This is a genomic window from Hymenobacter sp. 5317J-9 (assembly GCF_022921075.1).
GTDB lineage: Bacteria > Bacteroidota > Bacteroidia > Cytophagales > Hymenobacteraceae > Hymenobacter.
Window position 1 is genome coordinate 2,817,349 of the sequence record NZ_CP095050.1, and the last position, 23,762, is coordinate 2,841,110.

The following is a 23,762-nucleotide window of genomic DNA, read 5'->3' on the forward strand; positions in this document are numbered from 1 at the left end:
GCGGAGATAATCCAACGGTATCTCCTCATTCGCCAACGTTCGGTTGGCGCCCTGCTTCATGTCACTCCCCACCGCGTCCGCTGTTCGCCAGCAGTTTCTTGATTTCTTCGCCAGCAAAGGCCATCACATTGTGCCCTCGGCCCCCATTGTGGTGAAAGACGACCCCACGCTGCTGTTCATCAACAGCGGCATGGCCCCGTTCAAAGACTATTTCCTGGGCAACAAGCCCGCGCCCTACAAGCGCATTGCCGATACCCAGAAGTGCCTGCGCGTGAGCGGCAAGCATAACGACCTGGAGGAAGTAGGCTATGATACCTACCACCACACCATGTTCGAGATGCTGGGCAACTGGAGCTTTGGCGACTACTTCAAGAAGGACGCCATTGCCTGGGCCTGGGAACTGCTGACAGAGGTGTACAAGCTGGAAAAAGACCGGCTTTACGTCACCTATTTCGAGGGCGACGAGAAGGACGGTACCGCCGCCGACTCCGAAACCCAGGACCTGTGGCGCCAATACACCACCGACGACCGGATTTTGCCCGGCAATAAGAAAGACAACTTCTGGGAGATGGGCGATACTGGTCCGTGTGGCCCGTGCACCGAAATACACATCGACCTGCGCTCCGAGGAGGAGCGCGCTGCCAAGCCCGGCCGTGAGCTGGTGAACGCCGACCACCCGCAGGTAGTGGAAATCTGGAACAACGTGTTCATGGAATTCCAGCGCCTAGCGGACAAGTCCCTCATCAAGCTGCCCGAGCAGAGCGTGGACACCGGCATGGGCTTCGAGCGCCTGATGATGGCCGTGTCGGGCGTGAAGTCGAACTACGACACCGACGTGTTTCAGCCGCTCATCCGCTTCATTGCCCAGGAGGTGGGCCTGGAGTACCACGGCACCGCGCCCGCTAGCGTGAACGACCAGCCGGCCACCGAGAACGAGAAGACGGACATCGCCATCCGCGTCATCGCCGACCACATCCGCACCATCGCCTTCACCATCGCCGACGGCCAGCTGCCCAGCAACGTGAAGGCCGGCTACGTCATCCGCCGCATCCTGCGCCGGGCCGTGCGCTACGCGTTTTCGAGCCTGAACCAGAAGCAGCCTTTCCTCTACAAGCTGGTGCCCGTGCTGGCAGACCAGATGGCCGGCATTTTCCCTGAGCTGAAAGCCCAGGTGCCCTTCGTGCAGCGCGTGATTGAGGAAGAGGAAATTGCCTTTCTGAAAACGCTGGAAACCGGCCTGCGCCGCCTTGATGCATTGGAAGAAAACGCCCGCGCCAACGGCGGCGTCATCGACGGCAAAACGGCCTTTGAATTGTCCGACACCTTCGGCTTCCCGCTCGACCTCACCGCCCTCATCGCCCGCGAAAAGGGCCTGAGCGTAGACGAAGAGGGCTTCAAAAAGGAGCTGGAGCAGCAAAAAAACCGCAGCCGCAACGCCCAGGAAACCGAGCAGAGCGACTGGGTGACCGTGACTGAAACGGATGCCCCGAACGTGTTTGTGGGCTACGACCAGGACGAGGCCGCGGCCCGCCTGCTGCGCTACCGCAAAATCGACAAGAAGGGCAAAACCGAATACCAGCTGGTGTTCAACCAAACCCCGTTCTACGCCGAAAGCGGCGGCCAGATTGGCGACACCGGCTACCTGGAATCGACCCTGAGCAAGGTGCGCGTAATCGACACCAAGAAGGAAAACGACCTCATCATCCACACCACGCTGGATTTGCCGCAGGATTTGGAGGCCGAGTTCCTGGCCCGGCCCGATGCCGCCCGGCGTGCCCAGATTCGCAATAACCACACGGCTACTCACTTGCTGCAGGCCGCCCTGCGCACCGTGCTGGGCAGCCACGTGCAGCAAAAAGGCTCCCTCGTGAACGAGCAGCTGCTGCGCTTCGACTTTTCGCACTTCACCAAAGTGACCGACGAGCAGCTGCGCGAGATTGAAACCCTCGTGAACGAGCGCATCCGCCAGCAAATTCCGCTGGATGAGCGCCGCAACGTGCCCATTGCCGAGGCCAAGAACCTGGGCGCCATGGCCCTGTTCGGCGAGAAGTATGGCGACTTTGTGCGTGTTATCACTTTCGATAAGGACTACTCGGTGGAGCTTTGCGGCGGCTTGCACGTGGCCAATACCGGCAGCATCGGCTACTTCAAAATCACGGCGGAAAGCGCCGTGGGCGCGGGTGTGCGCCGCATCGAGGCCGTGACGGCCGGCGCGGCCGAAGCTTACGTGGACCAGCAGCTCGACCTGCTGGCGCAAGTGAAGCAAGCTTTGGGCAACCCGCAGCACCTGCTCACCGCGCTGGAAAAGCAGGGCGATGAAATGGCCAGCTTACGCAAGCAGCTGGACCAACTCACGCAGCAGCAGCTGGCCGCCCAGCGCCGCCACTTGCTCACCCAGATTCGTCAATTGCCCAATGGCTTGCACTTCGCAGCCGCAGCCGTACACGCCGGCTCGGCCGATTCGCTAAAAACGCTGGCGTTTGAGGTGCGCCAAGCCGCGCCCGCGCCGCTTGTACTAGTGCTTGGGGCCGCTATTGATGGCAAGCCCCAACTGGCCGTGATGCTGGACGATGAAACAGCCAAAGCCGGCAAGCTCAACGCCAGCACGCTGGTGCGCGAGCTGGCCAAGGAAATCCAGGGCGGTGGGGGCGGACAGCCGTTCTTCGCCACGGCCGGCGGCAAGAACGCGGCCGGGCTGGGCGCGGCTATTGCGAAGGCCGAAGCTGTCGTTTCGGCGGCATTGTAGGCATGTTGCAGAATGATTGTGTGGCCGGTTTGGCAGCCTGTTGAAGTGCACGCTTTAGCTTCGCCAAACCGGCTATATTATTTTTAGCTATCGCCGGTTTCTATGCTGTTTTGTCTACCAATCAACGCCTTGCGTTTTTCCTGCTTGCTGGCGCTTGCTACATGCTTTTTTGCGCTGGTTTGCCCGGCGGTGGCTCAGCAGAGTCCCGTGGATGCTGTAGCCAAGACGGCGACTGTGCCCGCGACCAAAACGTTGTACTTTGATGCTCAGGGCCGGCAAATTGCCTCGGCTGAAGGCGCGGACCACCGCGAGGACGTCATATACCGCGACAGCGTGGGCGGCACGGTGCGGGTCTATTATCCGTCGGGAAAGTTGCGCCGCGTAGTTCCCTACGTGCATTTCGCCTATGGCATCAAATACGGTTCTGAAACGAGTTTTTACGAAACCGGCGAGCTTAAAAGCCGTTGCGACTACAAGGGAGAAGGGCCCGTGGGCTACTACCAGCAGTACTACCGCAGTGGCAACGTGCGTTACCGCACCCCCTTAGGCAAAGACTTGCCGAAAGATGCTAAAGGAGGCGCCTTTGGTCCCGATGGCCAAGCGCTTACCGATGCCTATAGCAAGGAGCATTTGAAAATGCCGACCATGCGCGGCGGCGGCGGCAGTGCCGCCATTGTGCAGGCCGTGCAACTGGCCGTGCGCTACCCCGTGGAGGCACTGCGCTCGCAAATCACGGGCAAGGTATTCGTCGGTTTTATGGTCGATGACTGCGGGTTTGTCCGCGACGTTCGCATTGTGAAATCGCCCTCGCCCGTGTTCAACGCCACGGTAATGGCAGCCGTGGCGTCGCTCGGGCGCCTGACGCCGGGTGAGTATGACGGCGAGACGGCGGACCTTTTCTTCACCGTGCCCATCACGTTTACCATCCGCTAAACCGCCATGCCTTTCGTGGGCAAAAAGGCCATTCTATTCGAATTTTCTACCGAATTCCGATGCTCATCCGATTCCTGTTGGTTGCGGGCCTTGCCAGCGCCGTTACTTCCGCCCGGGCCCAGACCGCCCCGGAGCCGCCCACCGCTCCGCCCACCGAAACCAAATATTACGACGCCAACCGCCACGTGCTGCCAACCGAAGTGGGGGCCGTGGAAAAGCGCGTAACGACCTACCGCGACACGCTGAGCGCCACCGTGCGCACGTATTACCTGCCTTCGGGCAAGGCCAAGCTGTTTGCTCCCTATGCTGATATGCGCCACGCCCTGCGGCACGGCACCGTGAGCGAGTTTTACGAGAGCGGGCAGCTGCGCTTTCAGGCCACCTACGTGGCCGGCAAGCTGGTGGGGGATTTACTGACGTATTACCCCGATGGCATCCTCAAGCGGCGCCAGCACCACCAACCTAACGAGGCCGACCCGACCGTAACAGGCGAATGCTTTGGGCCCGACGGCAAGCCGGTGCCATTTTTCCCCTACGAGCAAATGCCGGTGTACCCCGAAGGCGCCGGCGACAAAGCCGCCGTGGCCCGGGCCGTGCAAATGAATACCAAATACCCGTCGCTGGCCTTGCGCTACCAGGTCTCGGGGGTGGTGAAAGTGAAGTTTGTGGTGGACCGCACCGGGCAGGTCACGAGCGTGGAGCCCGTGCCCCCGGCCGAAAACGCCGTGCCGGCCAAGCTGGCCCGCGCCTATCAGGCCCTGCAGGATGCAGCCTCCGACGCCGTCCGGCAACTCAAGCCCTTCGTGCCCGGCAAGCAGGACGGCGAACCGGTGGCCGTGTCTTTCACCGTGCCGGTCACTTTCCGCATGCAGTAAAGAGGGGGAGGTTCGGACCACAAAAGGCCGTCAGCGCATTATAATCAGTCGCCAATCCTTTTTTTGCGAGATACCGCTGGCCGCCACGCACCCTGAATTCCGTTGCCGTCGTACCTTACGGGTGCACCGGGCAGCGCGGGCAGCGCGGGCAGCGCGGGCAGCGCGCACGGCCCCGGCGACATTTTGCACCCACACATCAGCATCATCGTGAAAGCTTCATTGCTTTGTTTGGTTGGTTTGCTGGGGATAATTCCCCTGGTCGGGCATGCCCAGGTAGCGGAGGCAGCGCCCGAAGACCTGCCCGCGCCGGTAACTCCGCAAGCTGCGCCATATGTGCCGCCGCAGGAGCCCGCCTTCTTTTACACCGCCGACTTTACGCCTACCACTCCGGACGACTCTGCTGCCTACTGCGCCGAAACCATTTTTCGCGACAGTCTGAGCGGGGTCACGAAAGTGTATTATCCCTCAGGTCGCCTCATGCAGTACCTGCCGTATGCGGACGTGCGCCGCCGCATTCTGTATGGCACCGCCACCACCTGGTACGAGGACGGCGGAATGAAAACCAAGGAAGACTATGTGCGCGGCCTGCGCCACGGCGAGCTGCTGACGTACTACCCCGACGGCGCCCCGCGGCGGCGCGACCAGTACGTGAACGGCAAGTGCGGCGTGGGCTCCTGCTACGCGCCCAACGGCACCCTGCTGCCCTATTTTGCCTACGAGCAGTTGCCGCTGTACCCCGGCGGCGGCGAGCAGCTGGTGAAAGAGCTGAGCCGTGCCATTAAGCTCAACAAGGAAGAAACCGCCGCCATGTACCGCCTCAACCAGCGCGTGATGTGGTACCAGGGCAACTGGCGCCGCGAGGTGAAGGTGGAGCTGGCCGTGGCCCCCAGCGGCCGCGTCACCGACGCCCGCGTGGTGCAAGCCACCGACGAGTTTCTGAAAACCGCCGCCCTGCGGGCCGTGCCGCAACTCAAGCGGCAGTTTTTGCCCGGACGGCGCGACGGGCAGCCCACGGCCAGCCTGCTCACCGTGCCCATTTATTACGACGTGATGACGAACCGGCAGGTGCCGGGCCGGGATATGTATCCGCCGCGGCGACGATACTATTAGCAGGGGAGGCGGGGCCGTCAGCCGGGCCGTTGGTGCCCGGTTGGTGCCCGGCGTTGCCGCAGCCGTTACCTTTAAGGCCTGATAGCCTTAAGTACCCCGCTTTTTTTGATATGGACGAAGCCACCCTTGCCAAGTACCAACCCGTCATCGGCCTCGAAGTGCACGCTCAGCTGCTCACGCACAGCAAGATGTACTCATCGGACGAGAATGAGTACGGCGTTGCGCCCAACACCAATTTGTCGGTCATCACCCTCGGCCACCCCGGCACCTTGCCCAGGGTGAACCGCACGGCCGTGGAGTTTGCCATGAAAATGGGCCTGGCCACCAACTGCCAGATTCGGCGCGACAACCTGTTTGCCCGCAAAAACTATTTTTACCCCGACCTGCCCAAGGGCTACCAGATTACGCAGGACAAAACCCCGATTTGCTACGAAGGGCACGTCGACATTCGGCTGGGTGACGGCAGCACCAAGTCCATCGGCATCACCCGCATCCACATGGAGGAAGACGCGGGCAAAAGCATGCACCTGGCCGGCGAAACCGAAACCCTGGTCGACCTGAACCGCGCCGGCGTGCCGCTCATTGAGATTGTGAGCGAGCCCGACATCCGGACCGGCGAAGAAGCCTATGCTTACCTGATGGAAATCAAGAAGCTGGTGGAGTACCTCGGCATCTGCGACGGCAACATGGAAGAAGGCTCGCTGCGCTGCGATGCCAACATTTCGGTGATGCTGAAAGGCGCCGAGAAGTTCGGCATGAAGGTGGAAGTGAAGAACATGAACTCCTTCCGCAACGTGCAGCGCGCCATTGCCTACGAGATTGAGCGCCAGATTTCCATCATCGAAGCCGGAGAGGAAGTGGACAGCGAAACCCGCGGCTTCGACGCGGCCAGCGGCACCACCAACGGCCAGCGCAGCAAGGAAACCCTCAACGACTACCGCTACTTCCCCGAGCCCGACCTGCCGCCCCTGGTGATTTCGGACGAGTGGCTGCACCGCGTGGCCGCCGAGCTGCCAGCCCTGCCGCAGCAGCTCTACTCGCGCTTCACCGGCGAGCTGGGCCTAAGCGACTACGACGCCTCGGTGCTCATCGACCAGAAAGACGTGGCCCTGTTCTTCGACGAGCTGGCCCGCCTCACGCCTAATGCCAAAGCCGCCGCCAACTGGGTGATGGGCCCGGTGAAAAGCTACCTCAACGAGCGCGCCCTCACCATGGCCGACTTCCCCCTCGAGGCCGCCCAGCTCGCCGGCATCATCGAGCTGATTGACGCAGGCAAGCTGAACTACTCGGTGGCCAGCAAGCAGCTGTTTCCGCACCTGCTGGAGCACCCCACCGCCAATGCCACCGGCGCCGCCGAGAGCCTGGGCCTGTTGCAGAAAGCCGACACCGGTGAGCTGGAAAGCCTTGTGGCCCAGGTGCTGGCCGCCAACCCGGCCAAAGTAGCCGAGTACCGCGCCGGCAAAAAGTCGCTCACCGGCATGTTCATGGGCGAGCTCATGAAGCTGACTGGCGGCAAAGCCGACCCGAAGCTCGCCAACCAGTTTCTGCGCACTGCGCTGGATGGGTAGATAGTGGGTTTGCGGATTGGTAGGTTTATGGGCTGGTACATAAAACTCACCAGCCCGCCATTCCAGCTCATGGAACAATAATATTTCGGCCTCGCGTTGGCTAATTTTACGCACAAGCTCATGCTGCATCCTATGATAAAATCAGTGTTTATTGCCGCCACCGTGCTGGGCCTGGCCAATGCCTGCCAGAACGCCGAGGCTGCCGACGGCTACGAAGTGTCGGGCCAGCTCAAAAATGCCCCTGCGGGCACGGTGCTGCATTTGTCGGAGCTGACCTCCAACCAGTTTGTGGAGAAAGGCCAAGCTAAAACCGATGCTTCGGGCAACTTCACACTGAAAGGCACGGCCCTCACGCCCGGCATCTTCCAGCTTAAGCTCGACGACGCCAACCAGGTGCTGCTGCTGCTCGACAACAAAACGCACGTGCAGCTGAGCGGCGACGCCAAAAGCCTGCCCATGTCCTACACCGTGAAAGGCAGCAAAGACGCCGAACTGCTGCGCCAGCTAACGCAGGTGATGCAGGGCAGCCGCGGCGAAATGGAAAGCCTGGGCCAGCGCTACAACGCCGCCGGTCAGGCCGGCAAAACCGACGAGATGAAAGCGGTTGAAGGCCAGTACATGGCCCTGCAGTCGCGCAACTCGGCTAAAATCAAGGGCCTCATTCGGCGCAACGCGGGTTCGGTGGCGAGCGGCTTTGCCGTGGGCGCGTTCCTAAACCCAGAAGAGGAGTTTGCCTTTGCCGACTCCGTGGCGGGCGTGCAACGCAAGGCCAACCCCAATTCGCCGTTCACCAAAGAGCTCACCGCCCGCCTGGAGCCCTTGCGCGCCACCGCCGCCGGCACCCAGGCTCCGGAAATCAACCTGCCCACGCCCCAGGGCGGCAAGCTGGCCCTGAGCAGCCTGCGCGGCAAGTATGTGCTGATTGACTTCTGGGCCAGCTGGTGCGGCCCCTGCCGCCAGGAAAACCCCAACGTGGTGAAGGCTTATAACCAGTTCAAGGACAAAGGCTTCACCATTTACTCGGTGTCGCTGGACCAGGACAAAACCAAGTGGGAGAAAGCCATTGCCGCCGACGGCCTCACCTGGAATCACGTGTCGGACCTGGCGGGCTGGAACAGCGTGGCCGGCGCGGCCTACGGCGTAAAAGCCATCCCGCAGTCGTTTCTGATTGACCCTCAGGGCAAAATCATCGCCAAAAACCTGCGCGGCGAAGCCCTAGCCGCTAAGCTGGCCGAGGTGCTGAAAGTGAAAGCCAGCGTGAATTAACTTCTCGGGCTTACGGCTCAGCCGTCCGAATAGAAGCCTAATAAAAAAGCCTCCCCAACTGTGGGGAGGCTTTTTTATTAGGCAAACATGCGCTGCAGGCCTGGCCAAAGCCGTTTTTTCAGGCTCACGTCGTATTCGACCAGCTCTACCGTGGCCGAGGCGAGATAGGCCAGGTTGAGGCTGGGGAAGAGCACGGGCTCGTAAATCTGCGTGTTGCGAATGGTGGTGTCGAGCAGGTTTTTGCCGAAGGCGATGATGTGCGTGGCGGCCAGCTCGCGGCGCAGGTTGGCCAGCGCCACCGGCAGCTCCGATTCCACGTTCACGAGCACCACGTCGGCCATCACCATGTTCAGGGCCTGCAACATCTTGTTGAGAAATACGTTGCGGTGCAGCTTTACAAACTGCTCCGGTGGCAGACGGAACAGCATCACCACGCCCTGGGCGTTGTCGCCCAGCGTGGAGAAGGGCGTGAGCATCACGGGCGGCACGTTGGCGGGCGCGGGTGCCGGAGCCACCGGCAGTTCCGGCTCGGGCAACGCTGCGCCGGCCAGGCGGCCCGCGAGCTGTACCTGGCTTGCCGTGGGGATGGACTTGGGCAGGCCCGGCCGTGCCGCCGGCTTGTCCAGCGGGTTGGCCGGTTCGGGGCGGTTGGATGGAACCGGCGCGGCATTAACAGGTGCAGCCGGCATTATTGGCGCGGCCGGTGGCACGGGCGCAGCCGCCTCGGCGGGCACGTAGAGCGTGACGTCGGTGTAGAAATTTTGCAGGAAAGCCAGCTTTTCGGCAGACATGGCAAAGGGCGCTTAGGTGAGGCTGCGAAAATACGGAGCCGCGCGGCTAGTTATTCGATGGCAAACAGGGCTTTCAGCTCCTTGGCTTCGCCGGGCTGCATGCGGCCGGCCAGCACCAGGCGCAGCTGGCGGCGGCGCAGGGCGCCGTCGTAGAGGCGAATTTCCTCCTCGGTTTCGGGCACGGCTTCGGGCACGTCGATGGGGCGGCCGGTCTGGTCCACGGCCACGAAGGTGAAGAAGGCCTCGTTGGTTTTCATTTTGGTGCCGCTGGGAATGTCCTCGGCCCACACGTCGATGTGCACTTCCATGCTGGAGCTGAAGGCCCGTGTGACCTGAGCCTGCAGCGTCACCACGTTGCCCAGCCGGATGCTGTCGCGAAACGACACGTTGTCGACCGACGCCGTGACCACGATGCGGTTGGAATGCTTCTGGGCCGAGATGGCGGCGGCAATGTCCATGAGGTGCATCATGCGGCCCCCCATTAGGTTGTTGAGGGTGTTGGTGTCGTTGGGCAGCACCAGCTCGGTCATGATGACGAAGGAGTCGGCGACGGGTTTTTGCTTGCGCATGGTAAGGACTTGGTAAGCGGATGAGCGGGCGGCGGCTCCAGGGCGCGCCGTTGGTGCCGCAAAGGTACGGCCGCCCGCAGCCCGGTCCTGAACCAAAAAAGCCGCTGCTGATTTCAGCAACGGCTTTTTGATATTTGACAACTGCCCAGGCGTTATTCCACCGTCAGCTTCGAGCTGAACGACTCGCCGTTGAGCTGAATACGCACCACGTACACGCCCGCCCGCAGGGCCGAGCCGGCCCCGGGCAGCGCAATGTGCTGCGCGCCCGCACCGTACGTTTTGGTAGGCAGGCTCAGCACCTCGCGGCCCAGCAGGTCGGTGAGGGCAATGCGCACTTCGGTGCTGGCGGTTAGGGTGAGGTGCACCGCGGTTTCGTTGGTGAGCGGGTTGGGGTACACGCCGATGCCGCGGCTGGCCAGCGCGCTGGATTGGCTGGCCAGCGGACCCGACACGCGCAGGTAGTCGAAAAAGAAGTTGTTGCCCGCGCTGGTGCCGTTCACCATCTGGAAGCGGACTTTAACGCCCCCGCCCTGAAACTGCGCTGGCACGGGCACCGTCAGCGTTTGCCAGTCGCGGGCCGCGGCGGGCGCAAACCCGTCTACCGGCCCGCGGCCTTGCGTGTTCAGCGCCGCGGCGTCAAACACCGTTGGCACGGTCCAGGTGGCGCCGCAGTCATTGCTGAACGATACCCGGAGCTGAATGTCATCGGTGAGGGTGCGCAGGGCGTAGGCCCGGGCAAAGCTCAGCGTGGCGTTGCCGGGCACCGCCGCCAGGTTAATGTTGGGCGTGATGAGCGTGGTGATGGTGCCGGCCGGATACGTGCGGTTGGTCACCACCAGGTAGGCTGTACCGTCGGCAGGCGTGGCCAGGGTCTGGCGGCGCCACACAAATGAGGCCGAGGGAGCCCCCGCACTCGACGTGCCCGCGGTTTCATAGTTGCGCAGGCTGGGCGTGGGAAACAGCGTAGGGAAGTTTGGGTCTTCAAACGACTCGGCAAATGGCGCCGTCTCGCCCCCCGTGGGCCCTTCCACCTTGATGAGGCTGGTCGCGGTGCTGCTGCCCACGGCGTTGCTCACGGTTTCGGTCACGGTGTAGATGCCGGCCGTGGGGTAAGTTACGGTCACGGTGGGGCCGCTGCCCCGGTTGGGAGTACCGCCCGGCATAGCCCAGGTGTAGTTCACGGTGCCACCGGCGGCGGTGAAGTTGGAGGAGTAGTCGCGCAGCACCACCGGCGTGTTCACGCATACGCTGGTGCCCGTGCCGGGCGCCGGACCAAACGCAGCAATGGGCGCGCAGGTGGATGGCACGAAACCGTCGTTGGTGCCCGTGGCCGCCAGGTTAGCGGCCGAAACCAGCACCGGGCGGTTGGCGGCCAGCACGGCGCGCATCAGCGCCCGCTGGCCCTGCGTGAACATGACGGCGCAGGAGGCATAGTCCATGTAGTTCTGCACGTTGGCAATCGGGCCGCAGGGCGCATAGCTCAGGTTGCAGTTGAAGGTGCCGTCAGTGGGCGGCGTGTCGGCCACGTTGTCGGTGCCGGTGCAATTGCCAGTGCCAGGGTCGTTGGTGCTGCCCCAGGGGTGGGCGAGGCCAAAGTAGTGGCCGATTTCGTGGGTGGCGCCGCGCAGCAGCGCTCGCGAGGGATTGCTGGTGCCCTGGTTGCCGAAGTAGTCGTTCCGGACCACGAAGCCATCTCGGGGATTGGTGGGCTGGTTGGGCGGCGACACGTAGCCGACCGTGAAACCGCCGGCCGTGGACACGCCGATGCTGCCCACTACCCAGATATTGAGGTACTTGCTTTGGTCCCAAACCCCCACGGCCTGCACGGCGCCGTTCTGCGGGTCATTGGTCAGGTTGGGGAGGTAGTGCCGGGTGATGCCGGTGGTGCAGTTGCCGTTGGGGTCTTTTTTGGCCAGCCGAAACTGGAATCCTACCGAAGCCGCAATGGGCCGAAACAGCGGAATGATGGACGCCGTGTCGGGGTTCAGCTTTTGGTAGTCGAGGTTGAGCTGGTCGATGGCGCTTTGCACCTGAGCGTCGCTGATGTTGTCGGTGCCGCCGGCGTGAATCACGTGCACCACCACCGGAATGGTCACGTCAGGAGTAGCGGTGGGGCCGGCAGCCGTGCGCAGCTGAGCCCGACTGGTGGCTTCCAGACTGCGGTAAAAGGCGGCCTGGGCTTCGCGGGCGCCAGGGTGTTCCGCAAAGTAACGTTCTTGTTCGGCCGTGGTGCCGCACCAGTTTGGGGAGCGTTGTTCCTGCGCGTTTTGCGCCCGAACACCGGTGCTGAGCAAGGCCAAAGCCACGCCCAACACCCGGGAGTAAAGTTTGATTGACATAGGAAAAAGAGAGAGGGGTGGTGGAAACAAAATACAGAAGGCCAGCCAAGGGCGTAGCTGGCCTTCTTATCTACTTGCCTAAGTCCTGGCACTGCAGGGCAACCAGGTAGCAGTCAGTTGGTCAGGTCAGGGAATTATCACTTTGGAAGTCCAACGCGCCGAGGGGGTGCGCAGTTCAACCAGATACACGCCCGGGGCTGGGCGGGTTGCGCCATTCGTGAGCAAAGGCAGACTTTGGGCTCCCACGCGCCCATCGGCATACACCACCGGCTGCACTGCGCGGCCCAGCAAATCGGTCAGGCGCAACTCCACTGCGCCGGGCGCCGCCAGGGTAAATTCCACCGCGGTTTCGGCCGTGAGGGGGTTGGGGAACACCCGCAGCACGCCGGTGGTGGCCGCGGCGCGGCTGGCCAGCGGCGTAGCCAGGCCGATGCCCACGTTGTCGAGGTAGAGGTTGTTGCCGCCGTTGCTCACCATCTGGAAGCGCAGCTGGAAACGGCTGGTGAGGTAGGTGGCCGGAATGGGCACACTCAGGCGCTGCCAGTCCGACGCGGCAGTGGGGGTGAAGCCGAACACGCGCAGCGTGTCGCGGGTGTTGAGGTCGGGGCCGAAGAAGTTGCGCTGGGTTTGCCAGGTATGGCCGCAGTCGGTGCTGAACTGCACGCTCAGGTACTCGTTCACCACGGTGGGGCGCAGGGCGTAGGCGCGGTCGAAAGTGAGCACGGGCGGGTTGGCCGCCGTGAAACCGCTCAGGTTGATGTTGGGCGAAGTAAGGCGGGTTAGGGTACCGGCCGGAATCAGCGAGCTACGCACGGCCACGCAAGCCGTGCCGTCGCTCACCTGCAGGGCGCCCGGCGAGGCGCTCTGGCGCATCCAGCGGGCTGCGCCGGACGTCGACGTGGACGACGTTGACCAGTTGCGCAGGTCGGTGCCCGCGAAGTTGGCAGGGAAGTTGGCGTTTTCGAACGACTCTGCCACTGGCGCAATCAGGCCAGCGTTGCCGCCGATTACCTGCATCAGGCCGGTGCGGGTGGTGGTGCCGCTCACGCCATTGGCCGTGATGGTCAGCGTCACGTCGTAGAGGCCGCCCGTGGGGTAGGTCACGGCCGGGTTGCGCTGGTTGGACGTGCTGGGCTGCCCGCCCGGAAACTGCCAGGCGTAAGTGGTGCTCGGCGCGTTCAGGTCGGCGTTGTAGGAAAAGTCCTGAAACGACACCGTGCTGCCCTCGCAGATAACGGTGGCGGCTGGCAGGAAAGCCACCGTAGGGGCGCAGCCGGGCGATACAAAGCCGTCGTTGGTGCCAGTGGCCAGCAGGTTGGCCGGCGTGGTGAGGCGCTGGCGGCAGCTCAGCTGCAACGAAGCGCGCATCACGGCCCGCTGCCCGAGGGTGAACATGCGGGTGCACGACGAGTAGTCCATGTAGTTCTGCACGTTGGCCAGCAGGGGTTGGCCGGTGGCGGGGTCGGTGCAGGGCGAAAAGCTCAGGTTGCAGCCGCCCGAGATGCCCGTGGTGTTGGGCGTGTCGGCCACGCCGTCGTCGATGCCGCAGTTGGAGGCCAGGCCCGGCGTGTTGCTGCCGCCCCAGGTGTGCGGCAACCCAAAGTAGTGCCCAATTTCGTGGGTGAGCGAGCGAATGGCCAGGTTGCTGCCGCCTGAGGTGCCGATGCTGCCAAACTGCGCGTTGCGAATCACAATGCCGTCCACGGAGCCGCCCGAGCAAGGCAGGTAGGCGTAGCCGCCGGCGCCGTTGGCGCTCACGCACACCCACACGTTGAGGTAGCGGGTCTGGTCCCACACTATCAGGCTTTTTACCCGGTCGTCGCCGATGTTGGTATCAGTCGAGTACGTCCGCGTGATGCCGGTGGTGCAGTTGCCGTTGGGGTCCTTTTTGGCCAGCCGGAACTGAAAGCCCACGTTGGCGTAGCGCGGCCGGAAAAACGGAATGACATCGGCCGTGTCGCGGTTGGTTTTGCTGAAATCCTCGTTGATAACGCGCACGGCGTCGTTCACCTGCGCGTCGGTGATGTTGCTGCTGCCGCCGGTGTGTATGATGTGCATCACCACCGGCACCGTCACGTCGGGCGTGGCCAGCAGGCGGGCCTGGGCCGCCGCGGGCCTGGCCGCCACCTGCCGCAGAAAGCTTTGGTACTCGGCCGCCGCGCCGGGCTGGCGGGCAAAAGCCGCCTGCTGGGCGCTGTCGAAGGCGCAGCGGAAGCCGGTTTTGTGCTCGGGGTAGCGGCGGGTGAGGCCGGCGGGGGTTTGGGCGGTGGCCGAATGGCCCAGGGCCAGGGCCGCGCCCACGCCCAGCATCCAGCGCCGGGCAATGCGTAACTGTTTCAGCATGCTTGTGAAAAGAGGGTGGAAGAGGAGCAAAAGCGGCGCCGGGGCTGCGAAACCGGGTGTAGCACAGGCCCGCGACGGCCGCCATTGCCGAGCAAGTTACGGCCGACCGGCCGGCCGCTTCGCTCACCCGATGGGCTTAGGAGGTTCGCCAGCCGCTGGCCCCGAGCAGCGGCACGAAGCGAAACTCCTCAAATTCTTCGCGCACGAAGCTTTCGGGGCCTTCGCGCGTCACGCGCACCATGCGCTGCGTCTGGTTGTCGCCCACGGGTATCACCAGCCGGCCCCCAATCTGGAGCTGGCGCAGCAGGGCAGGGGGCAGCCCCGGCGCCCCGGCCGTCACCAAGATGCCGTCGAAGGGCGCGCGGGCGGGCAAGCCCACCGAGCCGTCGCCGCAATACAAATTAGCCCCGCCGGCCCCCAGCGCGGCCAGGCGCAGCCGGGTGCGGGCATACAGCTTTTCATTGAATTCGATGCTGTCGACGTGGGGCGTGAGCTGCAGCAGCACGGCGCACTGGTAGCCCGAGCCGGTGCCCACTTCCAGCACGCGGTGGCCGGGCTGCACGCCCAGCAGCTGCGTCTGAAAGGCCACGGTGTAGGGCTGCGAGATGGTCTGCCCTTCGCCAATGGGAAAGGCCTTGTCCTGGTAGGCATGGGCCTCAAAGGCGGGCTCGAAGAACAGGTGGCGCGGCACCGCCGAGATGGCCGCCAGCACCCGCTCGTCGTGGATGCCGCGCTGGCGCAGCTCGCGGGCGAGCGCACGCCGCTGGCCCTGGTGGCGGTAAGTGTCCGGAAGCGGTGTAATGGCGAGAGCTGGTTGGGTGGTGGTCGAAAAAAAGGCCGCGGCGCCGCCAAGTGTCAGCGAACGGCCCTGCACCGGCAAATGGGCAGTGGCCCTACCTTTGCGCGGCGCAGTTTTTGTTCTCAGGCCGCTAAAATACTACTTCGCCCGCCGTTTTGCAGCTCATCCGCCGATTTCAATACATCAAACTCGTCGCCGCCGATTTCGGCGCGGCCCTGCTGGCATGGATGTGCTTCTACCTCGTACGCAAATACTTGCTGAACGAGCTGACGGGTTACCGCTTCACCGAAGGGGCCCTGTTCGACCTCACCGGCTCGGCCATTTTCATCGCCGTGTTCTGGACCTTCCTCTACACGCTGGTGGGCGAGTACCGCGACATCTACCGCAAGTCACGCCTGGGCGAAATCATCCGCTTGGCGCGGGTGTCGCTGCTGGGGGCGGTGGTCATTTTCTTCACGCTGTTGCTCGACGACCAGGGCGTGGTGAACTACCGGGCCTACTACAAAACGTTTTCGGCCTACTACCTGCTGCATTTCTTCATCACGGGCATTTTGCGCACCATTGCCGTGAGCAGCGTGCAGCGCCAGATTCGCAAAGGACGCATTTCCTTTCCCACCTTGCTGGTGGGCTCCAATGCGTTGGCTATGAGCACATTTCACGAGTTGGCGCGAACCAGCAAGCATTTGGGCCTGCGGCTGGTGGGCTTTGCGCCCGTCGGCGACACCATCGACCCCGGCCTAGCCGCCGAACTGCCCGCGCGGGGTTCCTATCAGCGCCTGCCGGCCCTGGTGCGGGCCCTCAAGATTGAGCAAATCGTCATTGCCATCGAGCCCAGCGAGCACCGCCTCATTCAGGACATTCTCACGCTGCTCGACGGCACTCCGGCCCGGGTGAGCATCCTGCCCGACTTGTACCAGATGCTGCTGGGCTCGGTGAAGGTGAACCACTTATTTGGCACGCCGCTCATCGAAATCAAGCAGGATTTGCTGCCGCTGTGGCAGGTGCTGCTCAAGCGCATCATCGACGTGGTGGGTTCAGCTCTGTTTTTGGTGCTGGCCAGTTGGGTGTATGCTTTCACGGCCCTCATGGTGAAGCTGTCGTCGCCGGGCCCGGTGTTTTACCGGCAGGAGCGGATTGGGCGCAACGGCCACCCATTCCGCATCATCAAGTTCCGGTCGATGTTTGTTGATGCCGAAAAGGCCGGCCCCGCCCTCAGCTCTGACCACGACCCGCGCATCACCAAGTGGGGCCGCTTCATGCGCAAGGTGCGCCTCGACGAGCTGCCCCAGTTCTGGAACGTGCTGAAGGGCGACATGAGCATCGTGGGCCCCCGCCCCGAGCGCCAGTTTTTCATCGACCAGATTGTGAAAATTGCGCCGCACTACCGCCACCTGCACCGCGTGCGCCCCGGCCTCACGTCGCTGGGCCAGGTGAAATACGGCTACGCCGAAACCGTGGCCCAGATGGTGGAACGCCTCAAGTTCGACATTCTCTACATCGAGAACATGAGCCTGGCCATGGATTTCCGGGTGTTGCTCTACACGTTGAAAATCATCATCGAGGGGCGGGGAAAATAAGTCTTCCCGGCAAGCCCGTGGGCAGCCACGGGCAGGGTGCTGGCAGCAGCAAACTTGTGGGTATCTTCCGGCCGCAAAGCCTTCTTTAACCACGGCTGCCTTTCTGCCTTCATGAGAAAAATTCTACCGCTGCTGCCGCTGCTTGTGGCCAGTCTGGGTGCCCTTGCTCAACGCCCCGCCCCGCCGCCCGCTCCGCAAACCCGCCTGTTGGTGCGCCTCCAGGACCACCTCCGCGACGAGCTGCGGCTCGAAGCCGGTGCCGCCCGGCCCGCCGCCGAGCTCTTCGACCGCGTCAACCGCCAGCATCGGGCCGAACAGGTGACGGCCCTCAATCCCGGCAAACACGCGGCTTCCGCTCCGGCCATGTACCTCATTGCCCTGCCCACCGGCACCGATGCCCGGCAAGCACAGCTGGACTATGAGCAAACCGGCCTGTTTCGCTACGTGGAGCTGGATGCCGTGGGCGAGGGCGGCGGCGCGCAGGGCGTGGTGCCCAACGACTTTTACTACGGCCGGCAGTGGTACCTGAAAAACAACGGCACCTTTGGGCAGTCGCCCGCTACCGCCGGGGCCGACATCAAGATGGAGGACGCCTGGACCATCACCAAGGGCGATTCGTCGGTGACGGTGGCCATCATCGACAGCGGCATCAAGCTCGACCACCCGGAGTTTGCCGGGCGCATCTGGCGCAACCGCCGGGAAATTGCCGGCAACGGCCTCGACGATGACGGCAACGGCTACGTGGATGACGTGAAGGGCTGGAGCTTCGTGACCAGCACCAACAACGTCACCGACGACCTAGGCCACGGCACCAACGTGGCCGGCATCATCGGCGCCACGGGCAACAACATCGGCTACGCGGGCGTGAACTGGGCCTGCAAGCTGATGGTGCTGAAGGGGCTTACGGCCCAAAACACCGGATTCTATTCCTGGTGGACGAGCGGGATTTATTACGCCGTCGACAACGGCGCGCGGGTCATCAACATGTCGTTGGGCGGCACCGGCACCTCGCAGGCCATGCAGGACGCCATCAGCTACGCCACCCAGCGCGGCGTGGTGGTGGTGGCCTGCATGATGAACACCAACACCAACGTGCCCTACTACCCGGCCGCCCTGACGGGCGTAATAAGCGTGGGCGCTACCAACCCCAACGACACCCGCGCCAACCCGTTTTCGTGGTCGGCCACGAGCGGCAGCAACTACGGCCCGCATATTTCGGTGGTGGCGCCGGGCAACTACATCTACGGCCTCGACTACCAATCGAATACCAATTACAATACCTATTGGGGCGGCACTTCGCAGGCCACGCCGCAGGTGGTGGGCCTGGCCTCACTGCTGCTCACGCTGCGCCCCAGCCTCACGCCCGCCCAGGTAAAATCCATCGTCGAGAGCACCGCCGACGACCGGGTGGGCGGCCAGACGGAGGACGTGCCGGGTTGGGACCCGTACTTTGGGTATGGCCGCATCAATGCCCCGCGGGCCCTGGCCAGCGTGGTGACGGCCGCCCGGCCGGGCGCGGCGGCGGCGGCCAGCTTTCAGCTGTTTCCCAATCCTTCCCGCGGAGAGGCCACACTGCAGCTGCTCGATGCGCGATTGCTGCGCCAGCCGGTACAGATTTTCAATGCCCTGGGCCAGCTGGTAAGTCAGCAAACGCTGAGCGGCCTGACCCAGCAGCTGGTGCTGCCGGCCGCGGCGGGCACCTATTGGGTGGCCGTGGCGGGCACTGGCGGTGGCCAGCGCCTGGTGGTGGAATAGGCCCGACGGCAGCCGGCACCCGTGGGCCGCCGGCTGCGGGCGCGGGGCCGTACCTTTGCACCTGCCGGCCGGAACCTTTCAAGCTCCGGGTGAATTGCACCACACATATGAATACCGAAGTAAAAGGAAGGGTACTCGTCGCCATGAGCGGCGGAATTGACTCGAGCGTGGCCGCTGTGCTGCTGCATGAGCAAGGCTACGAAGTGGTCGGGATGACCATGAAAACCTGGGATTACGCCAGCGCCGGCGGCTCCAAGAAAGAAACCGGCTGCTGCTCCCTCGACAGCATCAACGACGCCCGCGACATTGCCGTGACGCTGGGCTTCCCGCACTACATCATCGACATTCGCGACGAATTCGGTGATTTTGTGATTGATAACTTCACTGACGAATACCTCGCGGGCCGCACGCCCAATCCCTGCGTGCTCTGCAACACGCACATCAAGTGGGACGCCCTGCTGCGCCGCGCCGACCAGCTCGGCTGCCAGTTCATTGCCACCGGCCACTACGCCAACATCCGGAAAGACGCCGAAACCGGCCGCTTCGTGGTGAGCAAGGGCCTCGACGAAAACAAGGACCAAAGCTATGCCCTGTGGGGCGTGAGCCAGGAGAGCCTGAGCCGCACGCTGTTCCCGCTGGGCGGCATGCGCAAAACCGAAATTTATGACGAGGCCCGTCGGCGCGGGTTCACCGAGCTGGTGAACAAGCCCGAGAGCTACGAAATCTGCTTTATCCCCGACAATGACTACCGGGGTTTCCTGCGCCGCCGCGTGCCGGGCCTGGAAGTCCGCGTGGCCGGCGGCAACTTCGTGACCAAAAACGGCCGCGTCATCGGCAAGCACGAGGGGTATCCGTTCTACACCATTGGGCAGCGCAAGGGGCTGGGCGTGGCGCTGGGCTACCCGGCGTTTGTGCTCGAAATCCGGCCCGATACCAACGAAGTGGTGCTGGGCAACTACGACGAGCTAGCCAGCACGGCCACCGTGGTGGGCAAGCCCAACATGGGAAAGGAGGCCAGTTTGGCGGGCCGCGGACTGGTGCCGGCCATCGTGAAAGTGCGCTACAACCACGACGGCGCCCCCGCATTTCTGGAAGAAGTGGACGGCAAAATCCGCGTCTATTTCGAAGAGCCCGTGCACGCCATCACGCCCGGGCAGGCCGCCGTGTTCTACGATGGGCAAGACGTGCTGGGCGGTGGCTGGATAGAGCGCCACGTAATTGGCGAAATCCCCTTACCTTTTGCCGCGCCGGCCGAAGCCGGCCGCTAACTCCTCATTCCTCTTGTCTATCGGTTTTCGTATGCACAACAAGCTTGTTTTTCTTTCTGGCGCCGCCCGTTTCCTGGTGCTTTCCGGCGTGGGGCTGACGCTGACCGCCGGCCTGGCCGGCTGCAAAAACGAGGTAGACGTGGCGCCGCAAACCGATACGGCTTACTACCCCGTGGCCGTGGGCAACTCCTGGACCTACGCCGTGGCCGACACCACTTGGAGCGAGGCCCGGTTTGTGAACCCGGTGGTGGTGCCGAGCGTGGCCACGGTAAGCGCCTTCAAGCTGCGGGAAACCATCACAGAAACCTTCACGGATGCTGCGGGCCGGAAAGCCTACCGGCTGGTGCGAGCCAAGATGGTGCCGCCGTCCACGGCCTGGGTCGACGACAGCGTGTTCGTGCTGACCGCGAATGAGCAGTTTGTGGCCCTGAGCCGCAACAACGTGCGCACCGTGGAGCTGGTGTTTCCGGTGAAGGAAGAGGGCACCTGGAACCTGAACGCCTTCAACAACAGCGCCCAGGACACCGTCACGAACCAAACCCGGCAGTACCTACGGGCGGGGCAGCCGTACTCCACCGGTGGCGGCACCACGGGCTTGCCCTCGAAGGCGTACAGCACGACGGTTACCACCAACAACACCGGCACGGCCGCCGAAAACAGCCTCATCAAGCGCAGCGGCTACCAGCAGGTCTTTGCCAAAGGCGTGGGTCCTGTGCTGCGGCGGCGCTTTTCGATGAATTTTTTCAATTACCCCGACCCGAACAACACCAGTGTGCAGATTTACGTGGCCGGCTCCTACTTTGCCGCCAAAACCCGCCACGAAACATTGATTGACTACGTGGTGAAATAATTGTTTTCCTGGTTACTCTCATTGCCTCAGCTCATTTCTATGGTGCTTTCGACACGTCAATGGTTTGGTTTTGCGCTGCTGGCCGGGGCGCTTGAGCTGCTGGCTGCGGCTCCTGCTGCGGCGCAGGGCACGGTGCGCCGCCACCTGGTGTACTTCCGCGACAAGGCCGGTACGCCCTACACCGTGGCCCAGCCGCAGGCATTTCTGTCGGCCCGCGCCATTGCCCGTCGCACCCGGCAAGGCATTGCCGTGCTGCCCCGCGACCTGCCCGTGAACCCGGCCTACGTGACGCAGGTGAAGAACCTGACCGGCAGCCCGCAGGTGGTGTACACCTCGCGCTGGTTCAACGCGGCCGTGGTGGCCTGCGACTCTGCCACCCTGGCCCGCATCACGGCGCTGCCCATTGTGCGCAGCGCTGCCACGCTCAACCGCAATCAACAGACGTTTTCGCCCGCGGCGGCTCCCGGGCAGGTGCCGCCAGTGGCGGCGCGCGGCACGCTGGCCACGCGCGCCCAGTACGGCCCGGCCTACCAGCAGGACCGGCAGATTGGCGCCACGGCCATGCACGACGCCGGCTTCCGCGGCGAAGGCATGCACATCGCCGTGTTCGATGCCGGTTTCCCGGGCGTGAATCAGATTCCGGCCATGCAGCCGCTGTTCCAGGAAAACCGGTTAGTGGCTACGCGCAACTTCGTCGACGGCGGCAAGAATGTGTACCTGCGCAACAGCCACGGCACCAACTGCGTGTCGGCCATTGCGGCCAATCAGGCCGGTTTTTACATCGGCACGGCCCCCAAGGCCACGTTCCACCTGTGCATCACCGAAGACGTGAACTCGGAGCACCCCATTGAGGAGGCCAACTGGCTGGCCGCCGCCGAGTACGCCGACTCGGCCGGGGTCGACGTCATCAGCTCCTCGCTGGGCTACACCACGTTCGACGCCCCCTCGCGCTCCTACACCTACGCCGACATGAACGGCCGCACGGCCCTCAGCTCGCGGGCGGCCACGGTGGCGGCCCGGGTGGGCATGGTGGTGGTGAGCGCCGCCGGCAACGAGGGCAACAACTTCTGGCGCTACATCTCGGCCCCGGCCGATGCCGACTCCATCATCTCGGTGGCCGCCGTCGATTCTATGGGAAATAAGGCCGGGTTCAGCTCCTTCGGGCCTTCGGCCGACGGACGCATCAAGCCCACGCTGGCGGCTATGGGGCAGGCGGCGGCGGTGCTTGCGCCCAGCGGTACTGCTTTCCGTGGCAACGGCACGTCCTACGCCTGCCCGGTGCTGGCGGGCATGGTGGCCGGTTTCTGGCAGGCCAACCCCACGCTCACCGCGCAGCAGGTGATTGCGGCCCTGCGCAGCACCGCCTCGCAGGCCAACAACCCCGACAATAACCTCGGCTACGGCATACCGAACTTTGTGACGGCCTACAACGCCTTGCATCCCACAGCACCGCTGGCCACCGCCGCTGGCAGCGCCCCAGCCGAAACCTTGGGCCTTTTTCCCAACCCGGCCGGCGAGGGTGCCCTGACGCTGGTGCTTCCCCAGGACCTGCGTGGCCAGCCCCTGAAGTTGCGCGTGCTCGATGCCCGCGGCGCGGTGGTGGCCCAGCAGCAGCTCGGCGCCAGCAGCAGCCGCGAGGTATCGGTGAACCTGGGGCGCCTGGCCAAGGGCGCCTACACCTGCGAAGTAAGCGCCGGGACCACCCGCCGCACCGTGAAATTTGTGCAGCAGTAAGCTCACGTTTAGAAGATAAAAAAAGGCCCGCGTGCGGGCCTTTTTTTATGGACTTTAGCCATGATATCCGCTTGTTTTTGAGGCTGATATTTTGTAATTTTAAAGCATCAATTCACCCCGTTTTATTGCAGTAGAATGTTGCAGATGATGATTACCAAGCGCATCGGGCGCCGTCAATTTCACTTCACCGTGCAGGGCAGCAACCTGCACGAAACCGTGGCGGAATACGACCGGCTGAGCTTTCCCGATGTAGCGGCCTGTGGCCTGTGCGGCTCCGATAATCTGGACCTGACCAGCCGGGTAGCGCAGGGCAAATACAAGTACACTTCCATCAAATGCCTCGCGTGCCGCGCCGACCTCACGTTTGGCAAAAACAAGGACGACGACCAGAGCTACTTCCTGCGCCGCAAAGAAACTGGCGAGCTGGACTGGAAAGCGCTGGACAAAGTGGAGAAGTAAAATCCTTTTGACCGCCCGGCGGTTTTACCATGCAGAACGGCATTCCGGTCCCCGGGTGCCGTTCTTTGCGTTTTAACCGGCCTGTGTGTGGTTTTCGGTTGCATTCAGTGCAGCAGAATACCACACACAGGTCGGCCCCATCACCGTCATCTTGCCATTCATGTTTACCGGAATTATCGAAGCCCTGGGCACCATCGTTGCCGTTGAAAACCAGGGCAGCAACTGCCATTTCACCGTCAGTTCGCCCTTTGCGGCGGAGCTTAAGATTGACCAGAGCGTGGCCCACGACGGCGTGTGCCTAACCGTGGTGGCCGTGGACGCGGCCGCCGGCACGCACGTGGTCACGGCCATCGACGAGACGCTGCGCGTGACCAACCTGGGCCAGTGGGAGCCCGGCCGCCACGTCAACCTGGAGCGCTGCCTCGCAGCCACGGGCCGTTTCGATGGGCACATTGTGCAGGGGCACGTCGACGCCACTGCCACTTGCCTGAGCGTGGAAGACCAGCAGGGCTCCTGGCTGTTTCGCTTCGGGCACGAGCCGGGCCCCGGCCGACTCACCGTCAACAAAGGCTCCATCTGCGTGAACGGCACCAGCCTGACTTGCTTTGATAGTACCGACGACGGCTTCACGGTGGCCATCATCCCGTACACCTACGAGCACACCGGCTTCCACCAGCTGCGGCCCGGCGACACGGTGAACCTGGAATTCGACATTGTGGGCAAGTACGTGGCCAAGCTCCTGGGCCGAACCACCTGACAACTTGCGCGAAAGGCTGCGCG

The 23,762-nt window shown here is 63.4% G+C and carries 18 protein-coding genes; 13 read left to right on the forward strand and 5 right to left on the reverse strand.

The window, feature by feature from the left end:
* The first annotated feature begins 58 nt into the window (after positions 1–58).
* The 6 genes from alaS to MUN81_RS11955 all read left to right on the forward strand — a co-directional run bounded on the left by alaS (position 59) and on the right by MUN81_RS11955 (position 8,498).
* Positions 59–2,746, forward strand: coding sequence for an alanine--tRNA ligase (alaS, locus tag MUN81_RS11930; RefSeq protein WP_245110656.1), 2,688 nt, complete (start codon positions 59–61; stop codon positions 2,744–2,746).
* Positions 2,747–2,848: 102 nt separating this feature from the next.
* Complete coding sequence (locus MUN81_RS11935; protein ID WP_245110658.1) at positions 2,849–3,679, forward strand: energy transducer TonB; 831 nt, start codon at positions 2,849–2,851, stop codon at positions 3,677–3,679.
* Between the two features lie 59 nt (positions 3,680–3,738).
* On the forward strand, positions 3,739–4,554 hold the full coding sequence (locus tag MUN81_RS11940) for an energy transducer TonB (RefSeq protein ID WP_245110660.1): 816 nt from the start codon (positions 3,739–3,741) through the stop codon (positions 4,552–4,554).
* 102 nt (positions 4,555–4,656) lie between these two features.
* A complete protein-coding gene (locus MUN81_RS11945; protein ID WP_245110661.1) occupies positions 4,657–5,664 on the forward strand; it encodes an energy transducer TonB in 1,008 nt (335 codons plus the stop codon).
* Positions 5,665–5,774: 110 nt separating this feature from the next.
* Complete coding sequence (gatB, locus tag MUN81_RS11950; RefSeq protein WP_245110663.1) at positions 5,775–7,232, forward strand: Asp-tRNA(Asn)/Glu-tRNA(Gln) amidotransferase subunit GatB; 1,458 nt, start codon at positions 5,775–5,777, stop codon at positions 7,230–7,232.
* A gap of 120 nt (positions 7,233–7,352) precedes the next feature.
* Positions 7,353–8,498 (forward strand): TlpA disulfide reductase family protein, encoded by a 1,146-nt coding sequence (locus tag MUN81_RS11955; RefSeq protein ID WP_245110665.1) that lies wholly within the window; start codon positions 7,353–7,355, stop codon positions 8,496–8,498.
* Positions 8,499–8,575: 77 nt separating this feature from the next.
* Here MUN81_RS11955 and MUN81_RS11960 read toward each other — a convergent pair whose 3' ends face one another.
* The 5 genes from MUN81_RS11960 to MUN81_RS11980 all read right to left on the reverse strand — a co-directional run bounded on the left by MUN81_RS11960 (position 8,576) and on the right by MUN81_RS11980 (position 15,342).
* The gene (locus MUN81_RS11960; RefSeq protein WP_245110666.1) at positions 8,576–9,289 is read right to left on the reverse strand and encodes a hypothetical protein; all 714 of its coding nucleotides are present in this window, start codon (positions 9,287–9,289) and stop codon (positions 8,576–8,578) included.
* 50 nt (positions 9,290–9,339) lie between these two features.
* A complete protein-coding gene (locus tag MUN81_RS11965; protein ID WP_245110668.1) occupies positions 9,340–9,858 on the reverse strand; it encodes an acyl-CoA thioesterase in 519 nt (172 codons plus the stop codon).
* Between the two features lie 152 nt (positions 9,859–10,010).
* The gene (locus MUN81_RS11970) at positions 10,011–12,197 is read right to left on the reverse strand and encodes a M43 family zinc metalloprotease (RefSeq protein ID WP_245110670.1); all 2,187 of its coding nucleotides are present in this window, start codon (positions 12,195–12,197) and stop codon (positions 10,011–10,013) included.
* Positions 12,198–12,323: 126 nt separating this feature from the next.
* Entirely contained in the window at positions 12,324–14,540 is a 2,217-nt protein-coding gene (locus MUN81_RS11975; protein ID WP_245110672.1) for a M43 family zinc metalloprotease, read from the reverse strand.
* Positions 14,541–14,676: 136 nt separating this feature from the next.
* The gene (locus MUN81_RS11980) at positions 14,677–15,342 is read right to left on the reverse strand and encodes a protein-L-isoaspartate(D-aspartate) O-methyltransferase (protein WP_245117384.1); all 666 of its coding nucleotides are present in this window, start codon (positions 15,340–15,342) and stop codon (positions 14,677–14,679) included.
* 152 nt (positions 15,343–15,494) lie between these two features.
* On the opposite strand from MUN81_RS11980, the gene MUN81_RS11985 reads away from it, so the two are divergent.
* The 7 genes from MUN81_RS11985 (at position 15,495) to MUN81_RS12015 (ending at position 23,739) form a co-directional block, all read left to right on the forward strand.
* Complete coding sequence (locus tag MUN81_RS11985) at positions 15,495–16,916, forward strand: sugar transferase (RefSeq protein WP_245110673.1); 1,422 nt, start codon at positions 15,495–15,497, stop codon at positions 16,914–16,916.
* A 111-nt stretch (positions 16,917–17,027) separates the two neighbouring features.
* Complete coding sequence (locus MUN81_RS11990; protein WP_245110675.1) at positions 17,028–18,671, forward strand: S8 family serine peptidase; 1,644 nt, start codon at positions 17,028–17,030, stop codon at positions 18,669–18,671.
* Between the two features lie 107 nt (positions 18,672–18,778).
* Entirely contained in the window at positions 18,779–19,939 is a 1,161-nt protein-coding gene (gene mnmA / locus MUN81_RS11995) for a tRNA 2-thiouridine(34) synthase MnmA (protein ID WP_245110677.1), read from the forward strand.
* A gap of 31 nt (positions 19,940–19,970) precedes the next feature.
* The gene (locus MUN81_RS12000) at positions 19,971–20,789 is read left to right on the forward strand and encodes a hypothetical protein (protein WP_245110679.1); all 819 of its coding nucleotides are present in this window, start codon (positions 19,971–19,973) and stop codon (positions 20,787–20,789) included.
* 39 nt (positions 20,790–20,828) lie between these two features.
* Entirely contained in the window at positions 20,829–22,523 is a 1,695-nt protein-coding gene (locus MUN81_RS12005) for a S8 family serine peptidase (protein ID WP_245110681.1), read from the forward strand.
* 135 nt (positions 22,524–22,658) lie between these two features.
* Positions 22,659–22,982 carry a hypothetical protein gene (locus MUN81_RS12010; RefSeq protein ID WP_245110683.1) on the forward strand — a complete coding sequence of 108 codons (324 nt, stop codon included), beginning with the start codon at positions 22,659–22,661 and terminating at the stop codon, positions 22,980–22,982.
* Positions 22,983–23,142: 160 nt separating this feature from the next.
* Positions 23,143–23,739: a riboflavin synthase gene (locus MUN81_RS12015; RefSeq protein ID WP_245110685.1), complete on the forward strand. Its 597-nt coding sequence runs from the start codon at positions 23,143–23,145 to the stop codon at positions 23,737–23,739.
* Positions 23,740–23,762 lie beyond the last annotated feature (23 nt).